The sequence below is a fragment of the Acinetobacter sp. NCu2D-2 genome, assembly GCF_001647675.1.
GTDB lineage: Bacteria > Pseudomonadota > Gammaproteobacteria > Pseudomonadales > Moraxellaceae > Acinetobacter.
On sequence record NZ_CP015594.1, the window covers coordinates 2,290,052 to 2,309,072 of the forward strand.

18 protein-coding genes are annotated in these 19,021 nt (G+C 41.5%); 4 read left to right on the forward strand and 14 right to left on the reverse strand.

What is annotated here, in order from left to right:
- Positions 1–164: 164 nt before the first annotated feature.
- Together A3K93_RS11070 and A3K93_RS11075 are read left to right on the forward strand one after the other, a co-directional pair.
- Positions 165–1,301, forward strand: a complete 1,137-nt coding sequence (locus A3K93_RS11070) for a glycosyltransferase family 4 protein (RefSeq protein ID WP_067731269.1) — start codon at positions 165–167, stop codon at positions 1,299–1,301.
- The gene (locus A3K93_RS11075) at positions 1,286–2,392 is read left to right on the forward strand and encodes a glycosyltransferase family 4 protein (protein WP_157883276.1); all 1,107 of its coding nucleotides are present in this window, start codon (positions 1,286–1,288) and stop codon (positions 2,390–2,392) included. Before A3K93_RS11070 ends, A3K93_RS11075 begins: the two co-directional genes overlap by 16 nt.
- Here A3K93_RS11075 and A3K93_RS11080 read toward each other — a convergent pair.
- The 4 genes from A3K93_RS11080 to A3K93_RS11095 are packed head-to-tail and all read right to left on the reverse strand — an operon-like array spanning position 2,373 to position 6,528.
- On the reverse strand, positions 2,373–3,659 hold the full coding sequence (locus A3K93_RS11080; protein WP_067731271.1) for a CDP-glycerol glycerophosphotransferase family protein: 1,287 nt from the start codon (positions 3,657–3,659) through the stop codon (positions 2,373–2,375). The two genes, A3K93_RS11075 and A3K93_RS11080, sit on opposite strands and share 20 nt — an antisense overlap.
- Complete coding sequence (ispD, locus tag A3K93_RS11085; RefSeq protein WP_067731272.1) at positions 3,646–5,010, reverse strand: 2-C-methyl-D-erythritol 4-phosphate cytidylyltransferase; 1,365 nt, start codon at positions 5,008–5,010, stop codon at positions 3,646–3,648. Before ispD ends, A3K93_RS11080 begins: the two co-directional genes overlap by 14 nt.
- Positions 5,007–5,918 carry a LicD family protein gene (locus tag A3K93_RS11090; RefSeq protein ID WP_067731273.1) on the reverse strand — a complete coding sequence of 304 codons (912 nt, stop codon included), beginning with the start codon at positions 5,916–5,918 and terminating at the stop codon, positions 5,007–5,009. The genes ispD and A3K93_RS11090 overlap by 4 nt, the downstream gene beginning before the upstream one ends.
- Positions 5,908–6,528, reverse strand: coding sequence for a class I SAM-dependent methyltransferase (locus A3K93_RS11095; RefSeq protein WP_067731274.1), 621 nt, complete (start codon positions 6,526–6,528; stop codon positions 5,908–5,910). Before A3K93_RS11095 ends, A3K93_RS11090 begins: the two co-directional genes overlap by 11 nt.
- 145 nt (positions 6,529–6,673) lie before the next feature.
- Between A3K93_RS11095 and A3K93_RS11100 the strand changes: the two genes are divergently transcribed.
- Entirely contained in the window at positions 6,674–7,636 is a 963-nt protein-coding gene (locus A3K93_RS11100; protein ID WP_067729673.1) for an IS30 family transposase, read from the forward strand.
- Here the strand turns inward: A3K93_RS11100 and A3K93_RS11105 are convergent.
- Genes A3K93_RS11105 through A3K93_RS11125 form a run of 5 tightly spaced genes read right to left on the reverse strand, consistent with a single transcriptional unit; the run spans position 7,612 to position 13,895 of the window.
- Positions 7,612–8,325 (reverse strand): aspartate/glutamate racemase family protein, encoded by a 714-nt coding sequence (locus A3K93_RS11105; RefSeq protein ID WP_067731275.1) that lies wholly within the window; start codon positions 8,323–8,325, stop codon positions 7,612–7,614. The two genes, A3K93_RS11100 and A3K93_RS11105, sit on opposite strands and share 25 nt — an antisense overlap.
- Positions 8,326–8,334: 9 nt before the next feature.
- On the reverse strand, positions 8,335–9,327 hold the full coding sequence (locus A3K93_RS11110; protein WP_067731276.1) for an adenylyltransferase/cytidyltransferase family protein: 993 nt from the start codon (positions 9,325–9,327) through the stop codon (positions 8,335–8,337).
- Between the two features lie 34 nt (positions 9,328–9,361).
- Complete coding sequence (locus A3K93_RS11115) at positions 9,362–11,077, reverse strand: ABC transporter ATP-binding protein (RefSeq protein WP_067731277.1); 1,716 nt, start codon at positions 11,075–11,077, stop codon at positions 9,362–9,364.
- Between the two features lie 3 nt (positions 11,078–11,080).
- Positions 11,081–11,932 (reverse strand): glycosyltransferase family 2 protein, encoded by an 852-nt coding sequence (locus tag A3K93_RS11120; RefSeq protein ID WP_067731734.1) that lies wholly within the window; start codon positions 11,930–11,932, stop codon positions 11,081–11,083.
- Positions 11,922–13,895 (reverse strand): hypothetical protein, encoded by a 1,974-nt coding sequence (locus A3K93_RS11125; protein ID WP_067731278.1) that lies wholly within the window; start codon positions 13,893–13,895, stop codon positions 11,922–11,924. Before A3K93_RS11125 ends, A3K93_RS11120 begins: the two co-directional genes overlap by 11 nt.
- Positions 13,896–14,010: 115 nt before the next feature.
- Here A3K93_RS11125 and A3K93_RS11130 point away from each other — a divergent pair, with 115 nt between their 5' ends.
- Positions 14,011–14,943, forward strand: a complete 933-nt coding sequence (locus A3K93_RS11130; RefSeq protein ID WP_081408534.1) for an IS5-like element IS17 family transposase — start codon at positions 14,011–14,013, stop codon at positions 14,941–14,943.
- A 7-nt stretch (positions 14,944–14,950) separates the two neighbouring features.
- Here A3K93_RS11130 and A3K93_RS11135 read toward each other — a convergent pair whose 3' ends face one another.
- The 5 genes from A3K93_RS11135 to A3K93_RS11155 form a co-directional block, all read right to left on the reverse strand.
- Positions 14,951–15,451 (reverse strand): hypothetical protein, encoded by a 501-nt coding sequence (locus A3K93_RS11135; protein WP_067731279.1) that lies wholly within the window; start codon positions 15,449–15,451, stop codon positions 14,951–14,953.
- Between the two features lie 308 nt (positions 15,452–15,759).
- Positions 15,760–16,320 (reverse strand): TPM domain-containing protein, encoded by a 561-nt coding sequence (locus A3K93_RS11140; protein WP_067731280.1) that lies wholly within the window; start codon positions 16,318–16,320, stop codon positions 15,760–15,762.
- A complete protein-coding gene (locus A3K93_RS11145; RefSeq protein WP_067731281.1) occupies positions 16,314–17,378 on the reverse strand; it encodes a TPM domain-containing protein in 1,065 nt (354 codons plus the stop codon). The genes A3K93_RS11140 and A3K93_RS11145 overlap by 7 nt, the downstream gene beginning before the upstream one ends.
- 24 nt (positions 17,379–17,402) lie before the next feature.
- Positions 17,403–17,993, reverse strand: a complete 591-nt coding sequence (locus A3K93_RS11150) for a LemA family protein (RefSeq protein ID WP_067731282.1) — start codon at positions 17,991–17,993, stop codon at positions 17,403–17,405.
- A 134-nt stretch (positions 17,994–18,127) separates the two neighbouring features.
- Complete coding sequence (locus tag A3K93_RS11155) at positions 18,128–19,012, reverse strand: metal-dependent hydrolase (protein WP_067731283.1); 885 nt, start codon at positions 19,010–19,012, stop codon at positions 18,128–18,130.
- Positions 19,013–19,021 lie beyond the last annotated feature (9 nt).

Genomic DNA, 19,021 nt, shown 5'->3' on the forward strand with positions numbered 1-19,021 from the left:
GCCACTAAGTTTGATAATTTAGTGGCTTTTTAGTCTTTATTTCTTTTTTTCCAGTTACAGGGGTAAAATGCTATATTTGTTCATTCTTTTATCTTAGAAAATATTTAAGATACTTTAGGTTTAAGTATTTCAAAGGTAGGCTTTGAATTGGGGAAAATTAAAAAATGAAGAAGCAACGTATTCTTCTTATAACACGTAATTTACCACCTCTGGTTGGTGGAATGGAGCGGCTAAACTGGCACATGGCAGATGAATTATCTAAATATCATCAGGTAACCGTCATTGCACCTAAAGGGTCTAAAGCACTAAAACCTGCCAATGTGGATATTATCGAAGTTCCATTAAAGCCGTTATTTCTATTTTTATGGTGTGCATTTTTCAAAGGGTTTGTTCTAACACTTAAACTACAGCCAAAGGTACTACTTGCAGGCAGTGGTTTAACTGCGCCACTTGTATGGTTACTGGCTAAATTAAACCATGCTAAGGCGATTGCTTATTTACATGGTTTGGATATTACAGCAAACCAAATGGTATATCGCCTACTATGGCGTTCTCGTTTTAAACGGTTAGATCGTGTGATCGTCAATAGCAGCCCAACTAAAGCATTGGCAATGCAGGCAGGTGTAGCAGCAGAGAAGTTAGATATTGTTTCTCCAGGAGTGAGTATCCCCGACACAATGCAACCTCAGGACAGCATTCACGCTTTTAAGCAGCAGCATGGTTTGGTAGGCAAAAAGATCCTACTTTCCGTTGGGCGCTTGACGACACGTAAAGGATTAAGAGAGTTTGTTGAAAACTCATTACTTGATATTGTTCAGTCTGTACCTGAAACGGTACTAGTAGTTGTGGGCGAAGCGCCAAAAAACTCTCTAGGTGCAAGTATTCAGACCATAGACAGCATCCAACAATCTGCTACGCTGCACAACGTAGCTGCGCATATTTTGTTTTTAGGTGTGGTTACAGATCCACAGCAGCTCGCAATCGTATATGAAGCTGCGGATATTCATGTTTTCCCTGTGCGGTATATTCCCGATGATCCAGAAGGTTTTGGTATGGTGGCAGTCGAAGCAGCAGCACATGGTACCCCTACGGTGGCATTTGCAACAGGTGGTATTGTGGATGCGGTAGCGGAAGGTATCTCGGGTTATCTTGTCGAAAAGAACAACTATAGCCAGCTGAGTAAACAAGTTATTGCATTATTAGCTGTTCCTCTACCAAAAGAGAACATCCAAGATTTTGCGAGGCAGTTTGAGTGGGGGCGTTTTGGTAGTAAGGTTAAAAGTGTGTGCTCAAGAATATGATAAATATTTTATTTATAGGTAAGCGCTTTAACACTAATCGTGACGCCCTGCTGGAGAAATTTGGACGCAACTACCAATTCCCACTGCACCTAGCAAAAAATAACAACGTAACATTATGGCTGGTGGATTATCACAGCAAGCAAACCATCACGACTCAGAATGATACATTAAGTATCACCTCCACGCCTGTAAAAAACCTGTCATTAGCTACGCACTACTGGCAACAAAGCCGCCAGCGTCCTACTGTGGACGTTGTAATAGCCAGCGGTGATTGCTACATCGCATTCATGGCCTATCGGCTGGCACAAAAACTCAAGACCAAGTTTGTATTTGACGTGTATGACAAATATGACGAGTTTGGCGGCTATGTACGGCCTTTTGGTTTTGATCTGTTTGGTTATCTACTGAAAAAAGCCGACATGCGCCTGTTTGCCAGTCATGCGCTGCTGCGCGACCTAGGGCAAGACGGCATAGATGCTATTTTGAGCAACGGTATAGATGCCGAGCACTTTCGCCCGATAGACCAAGCTCTGGCACGACAAAAACTACAACTTCCCGCTGATGCTTGCTATGTGGGCTATTTCGGCAGCATGGAGCCAGACCGTGGTGTACAAGACCTCATTGCCGCCGTGCAGCTGTTGCGTAAACAAGGGCAGAACATAGAACTGCTGTTGGGCGGCAAAGCTGCCGCTGACCTTGACCTCACTCAAGACGGCATTCACTATCTGGGCAATGTGCTGTTTCAAGATGTGCCTTATGCGCAGGCCGCGTGTGATGTTTTAGCGATTCCACATCGCCGCTCGCCATTCTTAGATGCTGCTGCACCCAATAAAGTAAGCGAGGCCATGATTATGCAACGGCCGATCGTAGCTACTCACGCACCAAACTTGACTGCGAACTTTCCCGAGTTAGTAGAACAGTTGACCCCTTATTTAGCCAGCCCTGGAAATCCAAGCAGCCTCGCACAAGCAATAAAAAAACAAATGACAGACCGTTTTGTGATGATTGGTTCTAGAGGGTTTTATTGGAATGATATTACCGAAAAAATAGAAAAACATTTGTACAGGTTGACTAGCGAACACCCCGAGTAGTCTGAATATTAGATCTTAACCACCCTTTTTCCAGTATCAACTGCAATATTTTGGGTGTTGCCTCTTCTTGAGGCAAGCCGTCAAATGCTTTTAATGCCAAATCTTGTCGCTGTGAACAGTAACTATCACTTTTCCACTGCTGCTCCAGCGCACAAATCAATTCACCCCATGTTTTAACTTTCGGACCTGGCGTCATCGTCGCATAATCAAACTGAATCTGACGATCATACTGCACATAATCCTCCATATCCGGAACCAAAAATAGCACCGGTTTATCAAGCAGCAAGAAATCCATATAAATGGACGAATAATCTGTCACCATGGCATCGACGCAGGACATCAATGGATATAAGTCTGCTCCTGATTCATATTGATGAAGGTGTTTTCCTGCAATTTCAGTTGCACCCTTTTCCGACGCATGGAACTTAAACACAAATTCTATCTCGTTTATTTCACACCAGTTATCCAGAATATTTCGGGTAGTTACATCAAGTCCTATCGGTGTAGAGCGAGAATCCCTAAATGTGGGCACAACCAACACTACTTTGCGCCCTGAGCTTTTCCAGGCTTTAGCTTTATGGATGATATGAGCATCAGTACCTATCAGCGCCTTATCAGAGCAGTCGAAGGTATTGCGCGGATAGCCTGATACAAGAAAATAGTGACTGGAAAAAGCAGGTCGAAAAACCTCATCCAGATAAAAGCGGGATGTCGTATTAACCAGATCATAGCGGATATTTCGGCCTGTCAAAAATCGTAAGCCCGAGCGTAAACGTGCTATCAGCGGATTACTAATCCATTTCTTTGTACTGGCCTCATGTTGTACTTTGTTGCTTTCAATCCGCTTGAAACCAACACCATGCCAGAGTTGAACTTTGCGAGAGCCTGACAATAAAAAGCGACGCATTCGCAAGTGCCAATCAACAGAATCCACCACCAAGATACCAGCACGCATAAGCAACCAAACACCCCGCCATGATGGATAGGCGGCGACAGGCAAACCACAGCTTTCTAGCTTTGTTTGCTCATGATGGAAAGAAGACAGCCAAACGCACCTCACGCCAGAGGGTAAAAGGCTTTGCGCCTGTAGAAAAAAATATTTTGTATTGTCGGTAAACTTGCCGCCATCCCGCCCAATCACCACAATCAAATCTTTGCGGCGTGGCACCAGCCAAACCAAAGGGACAATCAATAACCAGCCAGCCAGTGCCAAAGCAGATTGCAGCAGCAACCTCCAACCTTCACGCACCCATTTAACGCCTGACATCAATCACCTGCCCGGTCCGTTCGGTCAACAAGACCCGAAGCGTCGCACCAGCGACTGTCTTTGCATCCAGCAAGGAATCATGCGGCTCGTTACCAAAGTTTTCTGTACGCATCGGGGTGGCTGTGCGCTCCGGGTTGATTGCGTTGATACGCACATTGAACGGCAAATATTCTTCAGCCAGGCCCTGCATCAAGTTGACCACAGCTGCCTTGGTGGCTGAATAAACGGCTGAGCGGGCGCGCCCCCTCGTATATGAGCTAGAGGCAAACAGAGCAATACTGCCCCCTTGCTCTTTTAGCACTTCAAACGCTTCACGCGCAACGACAATACTGCCACGCAAGTTAGTTAAAAGTTGCTCGTCAATTACCTCATCACTCTGCCCCGCCAGCAAGCCTGTATGCAGCACCCCGGCCGTATTAACCACATAATCAATACGACCAAACTGCTCCATGGCGCTTGTAAACAGATGCCTTACCGCCTGGCTGTTGGCAACATCCATTCCACTACTGCGCGAAGCTGCCACTATATGAGCACCGTGCAGTTCTGCCAGCTGTTGCACTGCCTGCCCAATTCCCTTACTGGCCCCCAGAACTACAACTACTTTGTTTTGTAAGGCGGAAAGGTTTTCATCTGCCTGGAATGTGCCCGAGCGCAGTTGAAATAAGCGATCAGCAAGGTAAACATCTGACGGATATGTAATTTTGATATTGCTGGTATCTCCGGCGACCACATGCACCTTGCCCAGTCCATAATGCAAAATCAATCCACAATCATCCGTAACCTTGAGCTCTGAATCAGTGGCAGCCAGTGCATGTGCCTTGCGCAATAAGCCCGCCCGAAATGCCTGCGGAGTTTGCCCAAGACGCAACTGCTCACGGTCGGGAATCTTTGTAATACAGTTTTCTGCATCCACCTGAATCACTGTATCTGGGGAAGGTACTCCAGTATCAACGGCGTCAAAGTGTTCCAATGCATTCAGACACCGGTCAATGGTGGCAGCATCCAGCAAAGGTCGCACCGCATCATGGACGAGGACTTTGTGGTTGTCCCCTTTGATCGCTGCAATACCAGCAGCCGAACTAGCCTGCCGTGTATCGCCACCTAGCAACACTCGTGTGACCTTGCTGTAATCACCATGCAGAATAATTTCCTCCATAAGCGCTATTTGCTCACGGGAAGTGACGATGATGATTTCATCAATGCCTGCATGGTTCTGAAAACAATCCAGCGTGTGTTCAATGACACGCTTGCCGGCTAGCTTTAGAAATTGTTTAGGAGTTTCTGAGCGAAAGCGGGTGCCAGAACCAGAGGCAAGGATAATGGCGATATTTCGAACATTATTAGGCATCATAACGTATCTTTCATTTTATCTAATATTTTTTGGGTTATATCTGTGTCGAAAATAACGGTAGAGAAATGGTGAGTATTACGTTTATCGATCGGAGGCGGCTGCATGTAGCTTGAACCATAAAATATGGGCAATACATTTTCAGGTCTGTGCGGTGCGTTCACTTCTATACTTTCAAACTTGATGCGCTGTAAGGGAAAGATATCATTTTTCTTAAATATTCTTTTCCAATAAACATCGAATCCATAACCAAGATCTCCATTGGTTTCGTCATTGAAAGGGCGATAAATAAATCTTTTTCGAACCCAGTTGCGAAAAAGCCTTATGGGAGTATCGGCCTTTAATCGTAATAAGCCAGTCATTAAAAAATGAAACATAACGAGTACCTTATCAATAAAGGTTGCGTTCCGCTGTGGCTTATAGAGTTTGCAAAGATATCGATAAATGACCTTGGCGCATATTTCTAACACCCGCCGAGGACCTGAAACATGAAAACTGTCTATCGGTATAATATCAATAAAAAGTCCGCGATTAAGATGAACTGTACTTTTTGTCTCAATAATTTTGGTGCGTTTATCTCGGATTCGACAGGGAATGGCATAGTCTGCATCTTGTTCGATGTTGGCATGGTCAATTTCTATGTAGTCAGGGAATAATTTATGAGCCTTTGCCAAAAAACGTTTCAGTTCATTTCGTGGCATACAAATATCAATATCATCATCCCAAGGGATAAAACCACCATGCCTGATCGCTCCAAGTAGCGTGCCACCGTCAATCCAGTAAAGAATGTTCTCGTCGCGACAAACTTTATCAAGCTCTTTAAGAAGCTGTAACTCTACAAGCTGTATTTTTCGTAGCTGTCCTGTAGCTGGCGGTATGCTTTCCTGCTGGGGCTCGGTTTTATTTTTCATTGTCAGGAAGCTTGCGCCAAACACAGGTGGCTATGTCGCGTTTAATGGGTGTTTCAATCGTAAACTCACGACTGTCGATAAGCTCAAAACCGGCATCATAAAAGGCACGTTGATACATGTTTCTATTACGAATTACTCCACCAAACGCCATATAAATTTTGTGTTCAACATCGGTTAATCCATCACGCGTAATCAATAAACCACCTGCTTGAAGGGCATTGGCCATCTTATTGATAGCCGAAACAAAGGCGTGGTCTTCTGAAATGCAGTAAAGCAGCCCCAAACAAAGTGTGAGGTCGTATTGAGTGTTTGGAAAAAAAGATTTGAAATCGCCATGCTCGAAAGTCGTGGTGATGTTTTTTTCTGCGGTATAGATGGGGCGAGCTGCGTTCAGTGAATCAGCCGAAATATCAAGCAAGGTGATTTGGCTAGTTTTCGATGACAATCGTTTTGCAAGCTTAAGAGAGTGACCCGTTGAACTACCGCCAACATCTAAAATATTTGGAATTTCAATATTGTCTAAGTTCAGATTATCAAAAACATCATATAACTGCTGTGTTTTTTTGTCTGTTTGCGGAGCGTCAGACTCGCTCACATATTTATAGCGCATGTATGTACGGGCATCGGATACAGCATCAAGAAACTGAGTATCGCATATTCAAATCCCAAGTGCAACACATTTGTAGTTAGTTGAAAAAGTTAGGTGTATTCATAGAATCATTAGACTTTTTCAACTCGCAATTGGAAAGCACACAATGAAGAAATACACCCAACTTTCTCAAGATGAAAGATACGAAATTTATGCTACTTTGAAAAGTAAAAGTTCAATTGCTACCCTTGCTCGGGAGTTAGGACGTTCACGATCAACCATCTACCGTGAAATAAAAAGAAATACTGGGCAACGTGGATATAGAGCTCAACAGGCAGCTAAATTTGCAAGTCAAAGACGGTACCGTCCTTCATCATCAATGACAGCATTTGCCTTCGCTTATATTGATTATTTGATTGGTTTGGACTGGTCACCAGAACAAATTTCAGGTGCTTTAACACAACGCGGTTGGCTGGATGTACCTTCACATGAGTGGATTTACCAGTACATTTATCAAGATAAATCACAAGGAGGTAAACTCCATCTACACTTAAGGCATCAGAAGAAATATCGAAAACGCGGTTACAAAAACACGGATCGTAGGGGGCAAATCATTGATAAAACAAGTATTCACTGCAGAGACCAGGTCATTGATCAACGACAACGTTTAGGAGATTTCGAAGGTGACACGGTGATTGGTAAACATCATAAAGGTGCTTTATTGACACTCGTTGATCGAAAGAGCCTGTATGTACATATTGTTCATTTAGGGCCAACGAGAGCATCCTCTCAAACGATTACTTGTGCATTAGATCGTTTACAAATGAGCCATGCTTATAGTGTGACATTTGATAATGGCAAAGAATTTTCCGAACACAAAAGAATTACTGATGCTGGGATAGAGACGTATTTTGCTGATCCTTACAAGTCTATTCAGCGAGCTAGAAATGAAAATACGAATGGTTTAATCCGTCAATATCTGCCAAAATCATCATCGTTTGATGATGTGTCAAACGAACAAATAGAGCAGATAGAATTTGCACTCAACCATCGTCCTAGAAAAACACTAGGTTGGTATACACCGAGTGAAGTTATGGCTGGTTTTTATACTGTTGCACTTGCCGTTTGAATCCGCCTATTGTAAAGCCGCCCATTTCGATCAATAATTTCATTGGCGGCTATATCTATAATACTGATAATATCGCTCTCTAAGACCCCAATATTTATCAGTTCATCTTTACAGCTATGAAGATCTGTACAAGCTAAAAAAAATCTTTTCGCACCTATCCCTTTAAATTGATTAACAATACTTTTTAGCAAGTGATTGGGGTGGGCAGCATAATTTTTTCCAAGCTCAGAGTAGCCGCGCTTCACCGACGTAATAAGGTCTCCTATTATATCTGCATGATTTGGTAGTGTTATAAAGCTTTCATTTTCATCTTGCATGCTCTCAAAAGTACCAAGAAAAGCAATTGGCTCTTGGACATCTACTATGGTTTTATTAACGGCTTCCCATAAATTGACGCATTTCATTTTTGTTTTTATATTAGGTATTAGCTTATGTGCCGTTAAGCAAAGAATCATATAGCTATCATTATGTTGCTCTGCATACTTAAGCTTTTCATTTATTTTATCAATTACAACGCTAGCACTTCCTTCACGGATACTCTTGGATACAGATGGAATTTGCGTAGCAAAATCAAGCGTATACTCCGGCAAATCATTATCCCACAGAACACCTTTTTGTTGGCACAGTTTCAATATAGAAGTCGCAAGATCAACACCAGCAACACTACCTTTACCTGACAAAATGTACATACGGTTCCTTTAAATATTTTCACTCGAAGAATCTGATAGCACTGCCCGAATAACTTCCCCGCTACAATGAACTCCAAGTGATCGTTCAACAAATTTTGCCTTTACTCCTTGCTTCTCCGCCCAGTGAATTACATCTGGATTGCCAGAGCAAAGTAAATCGAATTTGGGTAATCCGCAGGTATCGTTTTTTTGTGTCAGTGTGTCATTTATCTTTAATACTTCTATATTATCAAATGTTTCCAACACATCACTTAGAACCTGAATAATTTGATTTTGTGTCATGATATCATTACTAGGAGTATCTCCTGTCACTCCAATAATGAGTTTTTTACAATTTGATGCTAACTGTAGGATTGTTTGTACATGCCCCATATGTGGCGGGTGAAATTTTCCAGGGAAAAATATCACTGGCTGTGAAGCTTTAAGCATATCAACCTGTGTAGTCAAGTATGTGCGTGACTCAACCATTTCAGCAATATAATCACTGAGTATGCGCAACTCCTCATCTATTTCGGCCAAGTAGCTCTTATTATGAGAAATTTCTTCAGAGATATTAACTTTGGCCAATAAATGATCAATTTCTCGCTTTGGACCCGGCTTTAAATCCGCTAGTGATACAGTAATACTATTTTTTCTAAAAGGAAAAAAATGTCGCGTTGTTCGTGGTGAAAAAAGTTCACCTGTGCTGCTACGCCGTATGCACTCGCTTTTGTTTACAAACGAACATCCATCTGTGAGGAAGCGGTGCGCCAGTTTAGATCCAACTCGAATATTTTCGTCTTGATAGTTTACCCAGTGAACCGGGGCAAGTTTATACCCCTCTTCCAATAAAAAGGCGTAACGATGGCTGCCGTCGAGTATGGTCCCTGTCATCCGGTCTGCAATCAGTGCTTTGTGTATCTCACCATCTCGGTAAATAAGCTGCCTAATGTTCTCCAGGTGATTGGGAAATACTTCTTCTAAAGGTATCAACCTTTCAAGTTCAACAAGTTCGTATTTCATTTTTTCAAGCCTTTTTTGAATATCGGAGGAAACGCTAACTATTTGAAGGAAGCTCTATAACTAACTCACAAACATGTAATGAAGTAGTACGATGCGCAATAATAACGATCGTTTTTTGCCCTGCCAAGGCATTCACGGCTTGATTCAGCGCTGCTTCGGTATCACTATCCAACGCACTAGTCGCCTCATCCATCAATAACACTGGCGGATCACGATACAAAGCACGGGCAATGCCAATACGCTGCCTTTGCCCACCCGATAAGCGTATGCCTCGGTCGCCCACTTTACTTTGATAGCCGTCAGGCAATTCCTTAGTAATAAATTCATGAATTTGTGCAGCGCAGGCGGCGCGTTCGACGGCTTGCATATCGATCTGCCCGGCAGGTACGCCAAAGGCGATGTTTTCGGCAATGCTGGTATCGGCCAGATAAATATGTTGCGGCACATAGCCGATGGCGGCCTGCCAGTTTTGAATATTGGTGCTGTCAATGATCTGTCCATCGATAGAGAGCGTGCCCGCCTGCGGCTCCAGTAGGCCCAGCAGCAAGTCCATGACGGTGCTTTTGCCAGCACCACTTTTGCCAACGATGCCAACGCTGGTGTTGGCAGGAATCACCAGTTCAAAATCCTGCAAAACGCTCTTGTCTGGCGCAGACGGGTAGGCAAAGCGAATGCCTTGCAGGCGGATTTCTTGCTGTGGGGCCAGCACGGTTGAAGCGGCGCGACTCGCCTGGCGTGGCAGGCTCAGATGCTGGTGAACGGTATCCAGCGCAGCGGATGAAAACTTTAGCTGGGCGAAGCCCCGATACATGATTTGTGCTGATGGCAGCAGACGGTAGGCGGCAAAGCCGTACAAGCCCAGCACGGGCAGTACCTGGCCAATGTCGTTGCTTTGTTTCATCAGAATGAGCGCCAGGATAATCAGCCCGCTATAGCCAGCGGTTTCCACCATATATAGCGGCGACTGGCTTAGGGTTTCGGCATTGGCTTGATGGCGTGAGAAGTCGCGGGAAGATTGGTTAAATTTGTGCTGGTAGGTTTCGGCTGCTTGGGTAATTTTTACATCCTTGATGCCACCCAATACCTCGTTACATGCCTGAAAGCGGGCACCGTTAGCGGCCTGACGTGCTTTGCCGGTATCTCCCAGTCGCTTGCGCACCAGGGTATAAATTACGCCATAGAGCACTCCTATCATGGCGGCGGCACTAATGGCAATCCAGGGGTTGTAGAAAAACAGCAACAACATCATGGCGGTTGCTACTGCGCCCTGTGCAATCAACTGCGAGAGCGGCTTGATCAGCCCACCTTGCAGCTGGTCAATCTCCGACAACACATTACGGCTAAGCTCGGACGGGTTATAGCGCAGGAAAAACTCGTAAGGCTGGTGCAAGTAGCCCGACAGCAGCCGTGCGCTGATGCTGTGGCGCAGCAAAAAGGTAAAGCGGTTAACCAGATGCAGGGTAACGGTTTTGAAAGCGGATGAGCCGACCACCAACACAATGGAGGCAATGCCCAGCGCAGTGATGAATTCCTGATTGCTGTTAAAAGCAAACTGGTTATAGAGCCAGCTCAGGGCAGCATTGTCTTGCACGATATCGGGTCGGGCCAGCACCGACAAAAACGGCATGATGGACACTACGCCTGCTGTTTCCGCAAAGGCCATTAACACCACCAGCATAAGCATCAACACCGAATGGCGTTTTTCCTGCTTAGTTAGCATTTGCCAGAATCTTTTAATATCGGTTTTCATTTATTATTTATCATCTTTATACATCAACGCCGTTATCTGCTCACTAATCAGTCCCATCAAAAACACCATTACACTCCCTGTATAGAGTAGGGCACTCATATTGGTAAAACGATTATATTCGTACAACGTATAACCATACCAGCCAGTTGCCACTATAAATAACATGACCGCAATAGGCAAAAACATTTTTAAAGGTGAAAATAGTGTGGCAATCTTAAAAATAATTAAAAAGAAGCGTACCCCGTCTTTCAGGGGTTGAATATGACTTTTGCCTATGCGTTTTGCTGCATGTATTGGAACATAAGTTACTGAGTAACCTGCGCGGAAAAATGCCATGGTGCTAGTAGTTGGATAAGAAAAACCATTAGGCAGTAAATATAAAAATTCACGGAATTTATCTGCACGGACTGCACGAAAACCAGAGGTGAGGTCTTCTACTTTTTGTTCAGTCATATATGTTGCAAGGTTGTTATAGAGTGCATTGGCAATACCACGGCCAATACTGGCTTGTGAACCTTTTTGCCTAGCGCCAACGACTAAATCATAGCCTTGTTCAATTTTCTCAATCAAGCGAGGGATATCTTGCGGATCATGCTGCCCATCTGCATCCATAAATACAATGATGTCACCTGTTGCAGTACGTGCCCCTGTTTTAATGGCTGCACCATTACCTTTTGAGTAAGGATGAGTGACTACTTTAGCACCAGCAGTTTCTGCGACTTGTTTGGTTTGGTCTGTAGAACCATCATTCACCACAATAATTTCATGAGCAAGCTGTAATTGTTGAATCTGTGCAAGGGTTTGACCAATTGCAGCAGATTCATTTTTTGCAGGGAGAACGATACTAACTTTCATGGTTTGCTCTTTTTCCAGTAAGCATGGCATTATCTATATTACGCTGTTCAATCGCAATTTCTTTAGCCCAAACTCTACTGGTATCTATTTCCTTGGCTCGTTGTAACTGTGCTTTCGCTTCAATTAATTTACCTTGTAATCTATAAACCTGAGAAAATAGCAATCTACCATTGACATCTTCATGTAACGTGATCGCATGTTGCATAAACTCTTCACCTTTTTTAAAATCAGAAATCACTCCCACAAAATATTGTGTTAATAATTTATAAATTTCTGATTTTAAACGATTGTCTATTCCTTTGTTATCTAGTCCAGCAGCAATAATCGATATAGCTTGCTCATGAGGCACTTTACAAAAGCCATTAATTTGACAATTTGAAAAGGTGCTCAAAAAACTGACATTGCTATTTTGAAAGGGTTTATATTCCAAACGCCAGATTAATTCATTAATAGTTTGCTGTGAAACAGGGTTTCCGAGATAAGATGCTAAGTGTAACTCAGCAAACCAAGCACCATTCGCAGGTATATAGCTTTTTTTCGCTTTATTTAAGGCGTGTTGAGCAAGCTGTGCATAATGCATTTTTTGTTGTGAATTGGGCTCGTTTTGCATTAGTTTCATATAAATACGAGCCAATTGATAATTAGCACGATCTGACTGTGGGTGCATCGCTGCTTCATATACTGCATGATCTACAAGATTTGACCAAATTTCGGAGCGTTGCCATGTTGTCCATGCTAAATTTGCAATATAGATAGCACTTAATATATAAATAAAAGGTTGAATTTTTTTATTTTTAATTTGGGCAATATAATAGACTGCTGCAACTATAAAGCCAATGATGCCAAAGTAATTACGGTGTTCATGGACTAATTCAAGACTAATAAAAGTTGATTCGAGCAACTGACTTACCACATACCAACCCCAAGCAAAAAGCAACATAGGGTGTTTTTTGAACAAGGTTATACAAGCTAGGCTAATTCCAAGCAGTCCAGCAAAAGAGTATAGGGTTGTTATTGGCTGAGTGATTGATTTGGAAATAGTAAAATCATCATGATATAAACTTAAATCCGAAAGTAATGGATAAAAGGTCATTTTTAGATAATAAAAAATCACTCGTGATTCGGTAAGTAGTCGCTCATCTAAAGTAAAATCACGTCTTGTGAAATTTACAGGGTTAAGATAGGGTGGCAATAAATATAAAAATATTAATCCAGCAGCAATTACTCCACCCCAAAGCATATGAATTAATTTAATTTTTTTGATATAAATCGGTTGAAATTGTAGGTTTTTAGCTTGGAAAATAATCAATTCAACCCAGTAAATTAAGGGGATAAATAAAATTCCAGATTCTTTACTTAGTATAGAGGCTAATAGGCTTAAAGCTACACCGCATAACGCAAATATAGTATTTAACCCCGTGATTGCTCGAGTACGCCAGAAACAATAAATAGCAAGTGCGAATAATCCGAATAATGTGGATAGGCTCGTCATGCGTTGTACAACATACAATACGCTGGTTAGATTTAAAGGGTGAATGAGCCATATTAAACTGACTAAACAAGCAAGATATACGGCAGATTGAAGCGGAATTCTTTGGTATTGGTGGCTTAGCCATTGAAATAATTTTAGGCTAATAATAAAAACCAATAAACCATTGATTAAGTGAATAAATAGATTCGTAAGTTTAAAATAAAAAGGCTCAAAACCTGTAAAATAATAGTTTAAAGCAAAAGAAAGCATACTGATCGGACGACCCAATGGACCAGCATCACCAGAATACCAAGCAGATTTTAAATTTTCATAATCTAAAGCTGAAATTGCTATTTTTTTATTATCAATAATATTTGCTATATCATCAAAAACATAATCACCATGTAATCCTGGAAAATACATTAAAAATGAAAATAATAATAAAAAAATTAAAATAAATATTGGTTTAATTTTATAAATTATTTTAATCAAATCAAGCCCCAAATACAAAAATCAGAAAATTCATCTTACTAGTAAAACTTTATAAAAAACAGGCTTTGTTGCACAAACCTATCTGTAAAGGCTTTTTCAGCGATATAATTTTCAAATGAAGAAGCCTACACACAAAATCTACCGCACAACCAATTGGCCCGCATATAACCGAGCACTCATAAGTCGCGGAAATATTGCCATTTGGTTTGATCCTGCTACGCAATGGTATGCTCCATCAAAAGGCAAACAAGGGCGAAATCAAACCTACTCCGACGCAGCTATCCAATGCTGCTTAATGATTAAATCCTTATTCCGTCTATCTTTACGTATGGTCACTGGCTTTGTGCAAAGTCTGATTAAACTTTGCGGATTAAATTGGACCGCACCAGATTACAGTACGCTTTGTAGAAGACAAAAGCATATTGATATTGCAATCAGCTACCAAAAAAGTAGCGATGGGCTGCATCTACTCGTAGACTCTACAGGCATGAAGTTTCTAGGTGAGGGCGAATGGAAACGCAAGAAACATGGATCTGAATATCGTCGCCAATGGCGTAAACTACATATTGGTATAGATGCCAAAACCCTACAAATACGCGCTATTCAGCTCACAACCAATAATGTCAGTGATTCACAGGTGCTTGGTGATTTACTTAATCAGATTCCACAAGATGAGCAGATTGACTCTGTTTATACCGATGGAGCTTATGACACCAAGCAATGCCGTCAGGTCATTGCAGATCGGCAAGCACATGCGGTGATTCCACCTAGAAAAAATGCGAAACCATGGAAAGATACAAAGAGTAGCTCGCTAGAGCGAAATGAATTACTTCGAACAGTTAAACGTTTAGGCAGGACATTATGGAAAAAATGGTCAGGCTATCATCGCCGCAGTTTGGTGGAAACCAAGATGCATTGCATCAAATTATTAGGCGATAAATTAATGGCAAGAAGCTTTCCTAGTCAGGTGAATGAAATTCATGCACGTGTAGCAGTCCTCAACAGATTTACGGAATTAGGTCGACCACTTACCCAAGTTACGCCTTAAATTTGGCTCAATTAGGGGCACTTTGCATTTCAAATCTTTGTGCAACAAAGCCTTTTAAAGCTGTATCAACTCTAGCTGTTGCATACTCAATACTTTGAATTTCACGCTGCTGAGCAAAAATTTGAATCGCAGGATGTAACTGTTCTGAACAACTTGCATCATTGCTAAAGTATTTTAACGTCTTGGTTTCGGCAAAATAAATTGCAGCAAACAATCGCCCATCTTTAAAAACAATAACCGATGAAGCACCTAAACTGGATGCAGACCTACCTTCATAATACAAAGCCTCATCTGTTTTCAGTAAATAGAGGGCTGAGTAATGTTCAAAATTAGATTGGAATTTTTGATAATCGTGCTTTAACAGCTTTTGAAGTTCTGTTTGCATTTTTTGATTCGAAGCGATTTGAGCAACTGATGAAATATCTGAATAATGAGCTAAGTCTAATGCTTGTGTCTGGGTAACCGTGGAAAGAAGCAAAATAAGAGCAAGATAATATTTATTCTTCATATCAAATTTATTATTTTTATGTCCATACGAGCTTACTTATGGATTGTTCATTTTATATGGACACTTATGGAGTATCGATAAGGGTAAAACCCTTTTGAACTGATTTCATAACATTCTCCACAAATGTTTTATGTTTATTTATAAGCTTAATTGTTAAAGCTATTTATATTTAGCATCTAACGTGCCAACTTTTATTATAGTAATTTTGACAGAAAAAACAGCACTTTAAAAAAATATTTTTTTATTTGTAATTTTTAGGTTTCATTTTGTGTAACTAAGTGACATTTTTTGTCAGCATCTAACGACTTTTAATTCAGGATAATCGGATGATTCGTTAATTCATTATTTTGGTCTTTTAATCTCCGATCATAGTATTCATCTAATACCTGCCCAATTTGTAGAATTCCATCTACGACAGCTTGCCTGTAATTTTTTTCCTGAAACTCTTTCACAATTGTTTGGCAAATTTTCTCCCAAATGTCTTGGGTTGTTGCTTGCTTTACCCCGCGATCAATCACGATTTCTACTTTTTGCTCACACAGGTTTAAATACAACAGAACGCCACTATTATATTCCGTATCCCAAACACCCAATTCTGCAAATAACTGACGTGCACGCGCACAAGTATCCTGATAATACGCTTGATTAGCAGGAATATGACCTTCAATCACGACCTGAATTTCACCCACATGTCCATGCTCAGCCTGAGTTACAGCTTGTGCAATGGCATCTTGGTCTTGCTTATTAAAATAGCGTTTTGTCGCAGGCATATAACACGCATGTTTTAACCAACGCTTAAAACTTGGTTGTACCACTTCTTCAGTTTTAGGTTTGGTTAAAATTTCCGTCGTTTCTGTTGCTGTTACCATGATCCTGATGCTCCTCCCCCACCAAAGCCGCCACCGCCGCCACTAAATCCACCGCCACCACGACCGCCGCCAAAACCACCACCACGTCCACCTGATGAGAGAAATAGTTGGAAAATCGTTTGTGCAATCGCAGTGATGAGCAAAAAGAAAATACCGCCACCAATCAATAAACTGGTGATTAAGCCTGCGCCATTCACTAATCCTGCTGCTACACCTGCAACAGCAGCTGTAGATGCACTTAATCGTTTACCAACAATAAATGACCCAATAATGCCAGCGACTAAAATAAATAAAGCAGTATTAAAGGTTTTTTCTTTGGCTTGTTGCTCGTGAAGCGCTTGTTCTTGACGTTCTTTTAAATCTTGCGCAGCCTTTGCCGCAATTTCCGGATCTAAATTTAAAATACGTTCAATTTCAGCTAAACCTGCATCAATCCCTTGAGCATATTGAGCTTGCTTAAAATATGGCGTGATTTTTTGATTAATAATCCGACTGACAATAATGTCAGGTAAAACACCTTCAAGTCCATAACCTGTCAGGATTTGTATACGACGATCATTAACCGCGATTGCCATCAATACACCATTATCTTGTTTGGCTGAACCGAGTTGCCATTTCTCAGCTACACGCATCGCATAACCAAAAATATCTTCCTGACCTGTCGTGGGTACAATCACAACACCAATTTGCGCTTTGCCTTGTTCATGCAAATTTAATATGCGCTGACTGATTTGCTGTTTTTCAGTTACCGATAATAAATTAGCTTGATCTACCACAGGTTCATTCAGTGTTGGCAGCCCCCGAATGGATTCCCCATCTGCCATATCATTAGCAATCTGTGGTTGCTGAACGGTTGATTCAGAGTCTGTTGGGGATTGGACTTGCTGATTGTTTTGCTGCTGATCTTTCAGAATTTTACTCGCAATCACAACCTCTTCTGCTGTATCCGTTGCAGTCGCGACTTCAGCCCACGTGAAATGACTCATCATCAGCATCCATATGATGATCAGATATCGAGTAATATTCCACATGGTCTGTTTTTTCCTGAAATTCAGCATCTAGATTTTCCCGATTAAATTACTTTAATCAAAAGAGACTTTAGGTGCATTTTGCGCAGCTTGATCCGCACTAAAGTTTGGCTTGGTATCCATACCGATCACTTTTGCAGTCATCACTTGCGGGAATTGACGCACATAAGAGTTATAGTCTTGCACAGTAGTGATATAACGGTTACGCGCTACAGCAATACGGTTTTCTGTACCTTCGAGCTGAACTTGTAAATCACGGAATTGTTCATTGGCTTTTAAATCTGGATAATTTTCCGAAACTGCAATCAAACGTGATAAAGCACTGGTCATCTGTGCTTGTGCCTGTTGATATTTTTCAAACAGCGCAGGGTTTTCTAAAACTTCTTTATCGACTTTTAAGCCTGCAACATTGGCACGTGCCTGAGTCACCTCAGTCAGTACTTGCTCTTCATGTTTCGCATAGCCTTTAACAACATTGACCAAATTTGGCACCAAGTCGGCACGACGTTGATATTGGTTTTGCACCTCAGACCAGGATGCTGTCACTGCCTCATCTTTGACTTGCAACGTGTTATAGCCACAGCCTGTGAGCGTTAAGGTACTCGCCATCGCCAAGGCAAGGACTGTATTTTTCATTAAGCGCATCGAATTCATCCTCTATTATTTATTTGTATTTGTTTACATAAATCCATTTTATACGGAACTGCACATTGTTTTGTTTATTTTATATAAAGATCAACAATTAAAAATAAAGCCCATCATCTGGGCTTTTCAATTATTTAACAAGGTAATGTGATTGGCTTATTTTCAACAAAGCCTTCTAGTGAATACTCTTGGGCTAAGCGTACTTTCCAATATTTGACGATGTCCGTGTAATCAATATCTGACGGATGAAAATCTGCTTTGTAATAGGATAAATATTCAGGTAAAAGTTGAATCAACATTTTACCCAGCAAATAAAGTCCAAATATATTTCCACCGACTTTCGGTACACTTTTTTTCTTATCTTGTAGAAAGAGTCGTGTGGCTGAATAAAAAGTTAAGCTGGCAAAACCTGTCGTGACGCTGCGCATAATTAACCGGCGCAATTTATCATCTTTATACACATGCTGATACACATCAAAGGCCACTGCACGGTGTTCAATTTCCTCAATAGCATGCCAGACCCAAAGTTTCACTGCATCTTCATCAAGCGTACTCAACACTTCAGGATGCCTTAAAATATATCCACCCAACAGTGCAGTAAAATGCTCGAAGGCACAGGTGATTGCAAGCTGTACTTTAGGATCGAGTTTTTTCACATACTGATCCTTACGCGCCAACCAAGCTTGAAAGCGATCTAAATTGTAATCATCACTGCGCCATGCATCATTGAACTCAGTATGTGCTTTCGAGTGCATGGCTTCTTGTCCAATAAATGCCGCAATTTGTGCCTGTAACTTTTCATCCTTTACACGGTCTCGCACATTACGCACGCTATGTACAAAGAATTGCTCACCGATGGGAAATGTCGAAGATAAAGCGGTTAATAAATGCGACATTACGGGTGAATTAGCAAAGTAATGTCGAGAAATCTTGTGTGGATTAAATTGTAATCGTCTTACGGTAATACCAATCGCTTTGGGTCGGTTTTGATAAGCCTTTTGTGTCGTCTGCTGTGTCATTTTTATTCT

Excerpts from the sequence above, each read along its gene's own strand:
- A3K93_RS11070 (WP_067731269.1), top strand. The coding sequence starts at position 165 with ATGAAGAAGCAACGTATTCTTCTTATAACACGTAATTTACCACCTCTG.
- A3K93_RS11080 (WP_067731271.1), bottom strand. The coding sequence starts at position 3,659 with ATGTCAGGCGTTAAATGGGTGCGTGAAGGTTGGAGGTTGCTGCTGCAA.
- ispD (WP_067731272.1), bottom strand. The coding sequence starts at position 5,010 with ATGATGCCTAATAATGTTCGAAATATCGCCATTATCCTTGCCTCTGGT.
- A3K93_RS11090 (WP_067731273.1), bottom strand. The coding sequence starts at position 5,918 with ATGAAAAATAAAACCGAGCCCCAGCAGGAAAGCATACCGCCAGCTACA.
- A3K93_RS11095 (WP_067731274.1), bottom strand. The coding sequence starts at position 6,528 with ATGCGCTATAAATATGTGAGCGAGTCTGACGCTCCGCAAACAGACAAA.
- A3K93_RS11100 (WP_067729673.1), top strand. The coding sequence starts at position 6,674 with ATGAAGAAATACACCCAACTTTCTCAAGATGAAAGATACGAAATTTAT.
- A3K93_RS11105 (WP_067731275.1), bottom strand. The coding sequence starts at position 8,325 with ATGTACATTTTGTCAGGTAAAGGTAGTGTTGCTGGTGTTGATCTTGCG.
- A3K93_RS11110 (WP_067731276.1), bottom strand. The coding sequence starts at position 9,327 with ATGAAATACGAACTTGTTGAACTTGAAAGGTTGATACCTTTAGAAGAA.
- A3K93_RS11115 (WP_067731277.1), bottom strand. The coding sequence starts at position 11,077 with ATGAAAACCGATATTAAAAGATTCTGGCAAATGCTAACTAAGCAGGAA.
- A3K93_RS11120 (WP_067731734.1), bottom strand. The coding sequence starts at position 11,932 with ATGAAAGTTAGTATCGTTCTCCCTGCAAAAAATGAATCTGCTGCAATT.
- A3K93_RS11130 (WP_081408534.1), top strand. The coding sequence starts at position 14,011 with ATGAAGAAGCCTACACACAAAATCTACCGCACAACCAATTGGCCCGCA.
- A3K93_RS11135 (WP_067731279.1), bottom strand. The coding sequence starts at position 15,451 with ATGAAGAATAAATATTATCTTGCTCTTATTTTGCTTCTTTCCACGGTT.
- A3K93_RS11140 (WP_067731280.1), bottom strand. The coding sequence starts at position 16,320 with ATGGTAACAGCAACAGAAACGACGGAAATTTTAACCAAACCTAAAACT.
- A3K93_RS11145 (WP_067731281.1), bottom strand. The coding sequence starts at position 17,378 with ATGCTGAATTTCAGGAAAAAACAGACCATGTGGAATATTACTCGATAT.
- A3K93_RS11150 (WP_067731282.1), bottom strand. The coding sequence starts at position 17,993 with ATGCGCTTAATGAAAAATACAGTCCTTGCCTTGGCGATGGCGAGTACC.
- A3K93_RS11155 (WP_067731283.1), bottom strand. The coding sequence starts at position 19,012 with ATGACACAGCAGACGACACAAAAGGCTTATCAAAACCGACCCAAAGCG.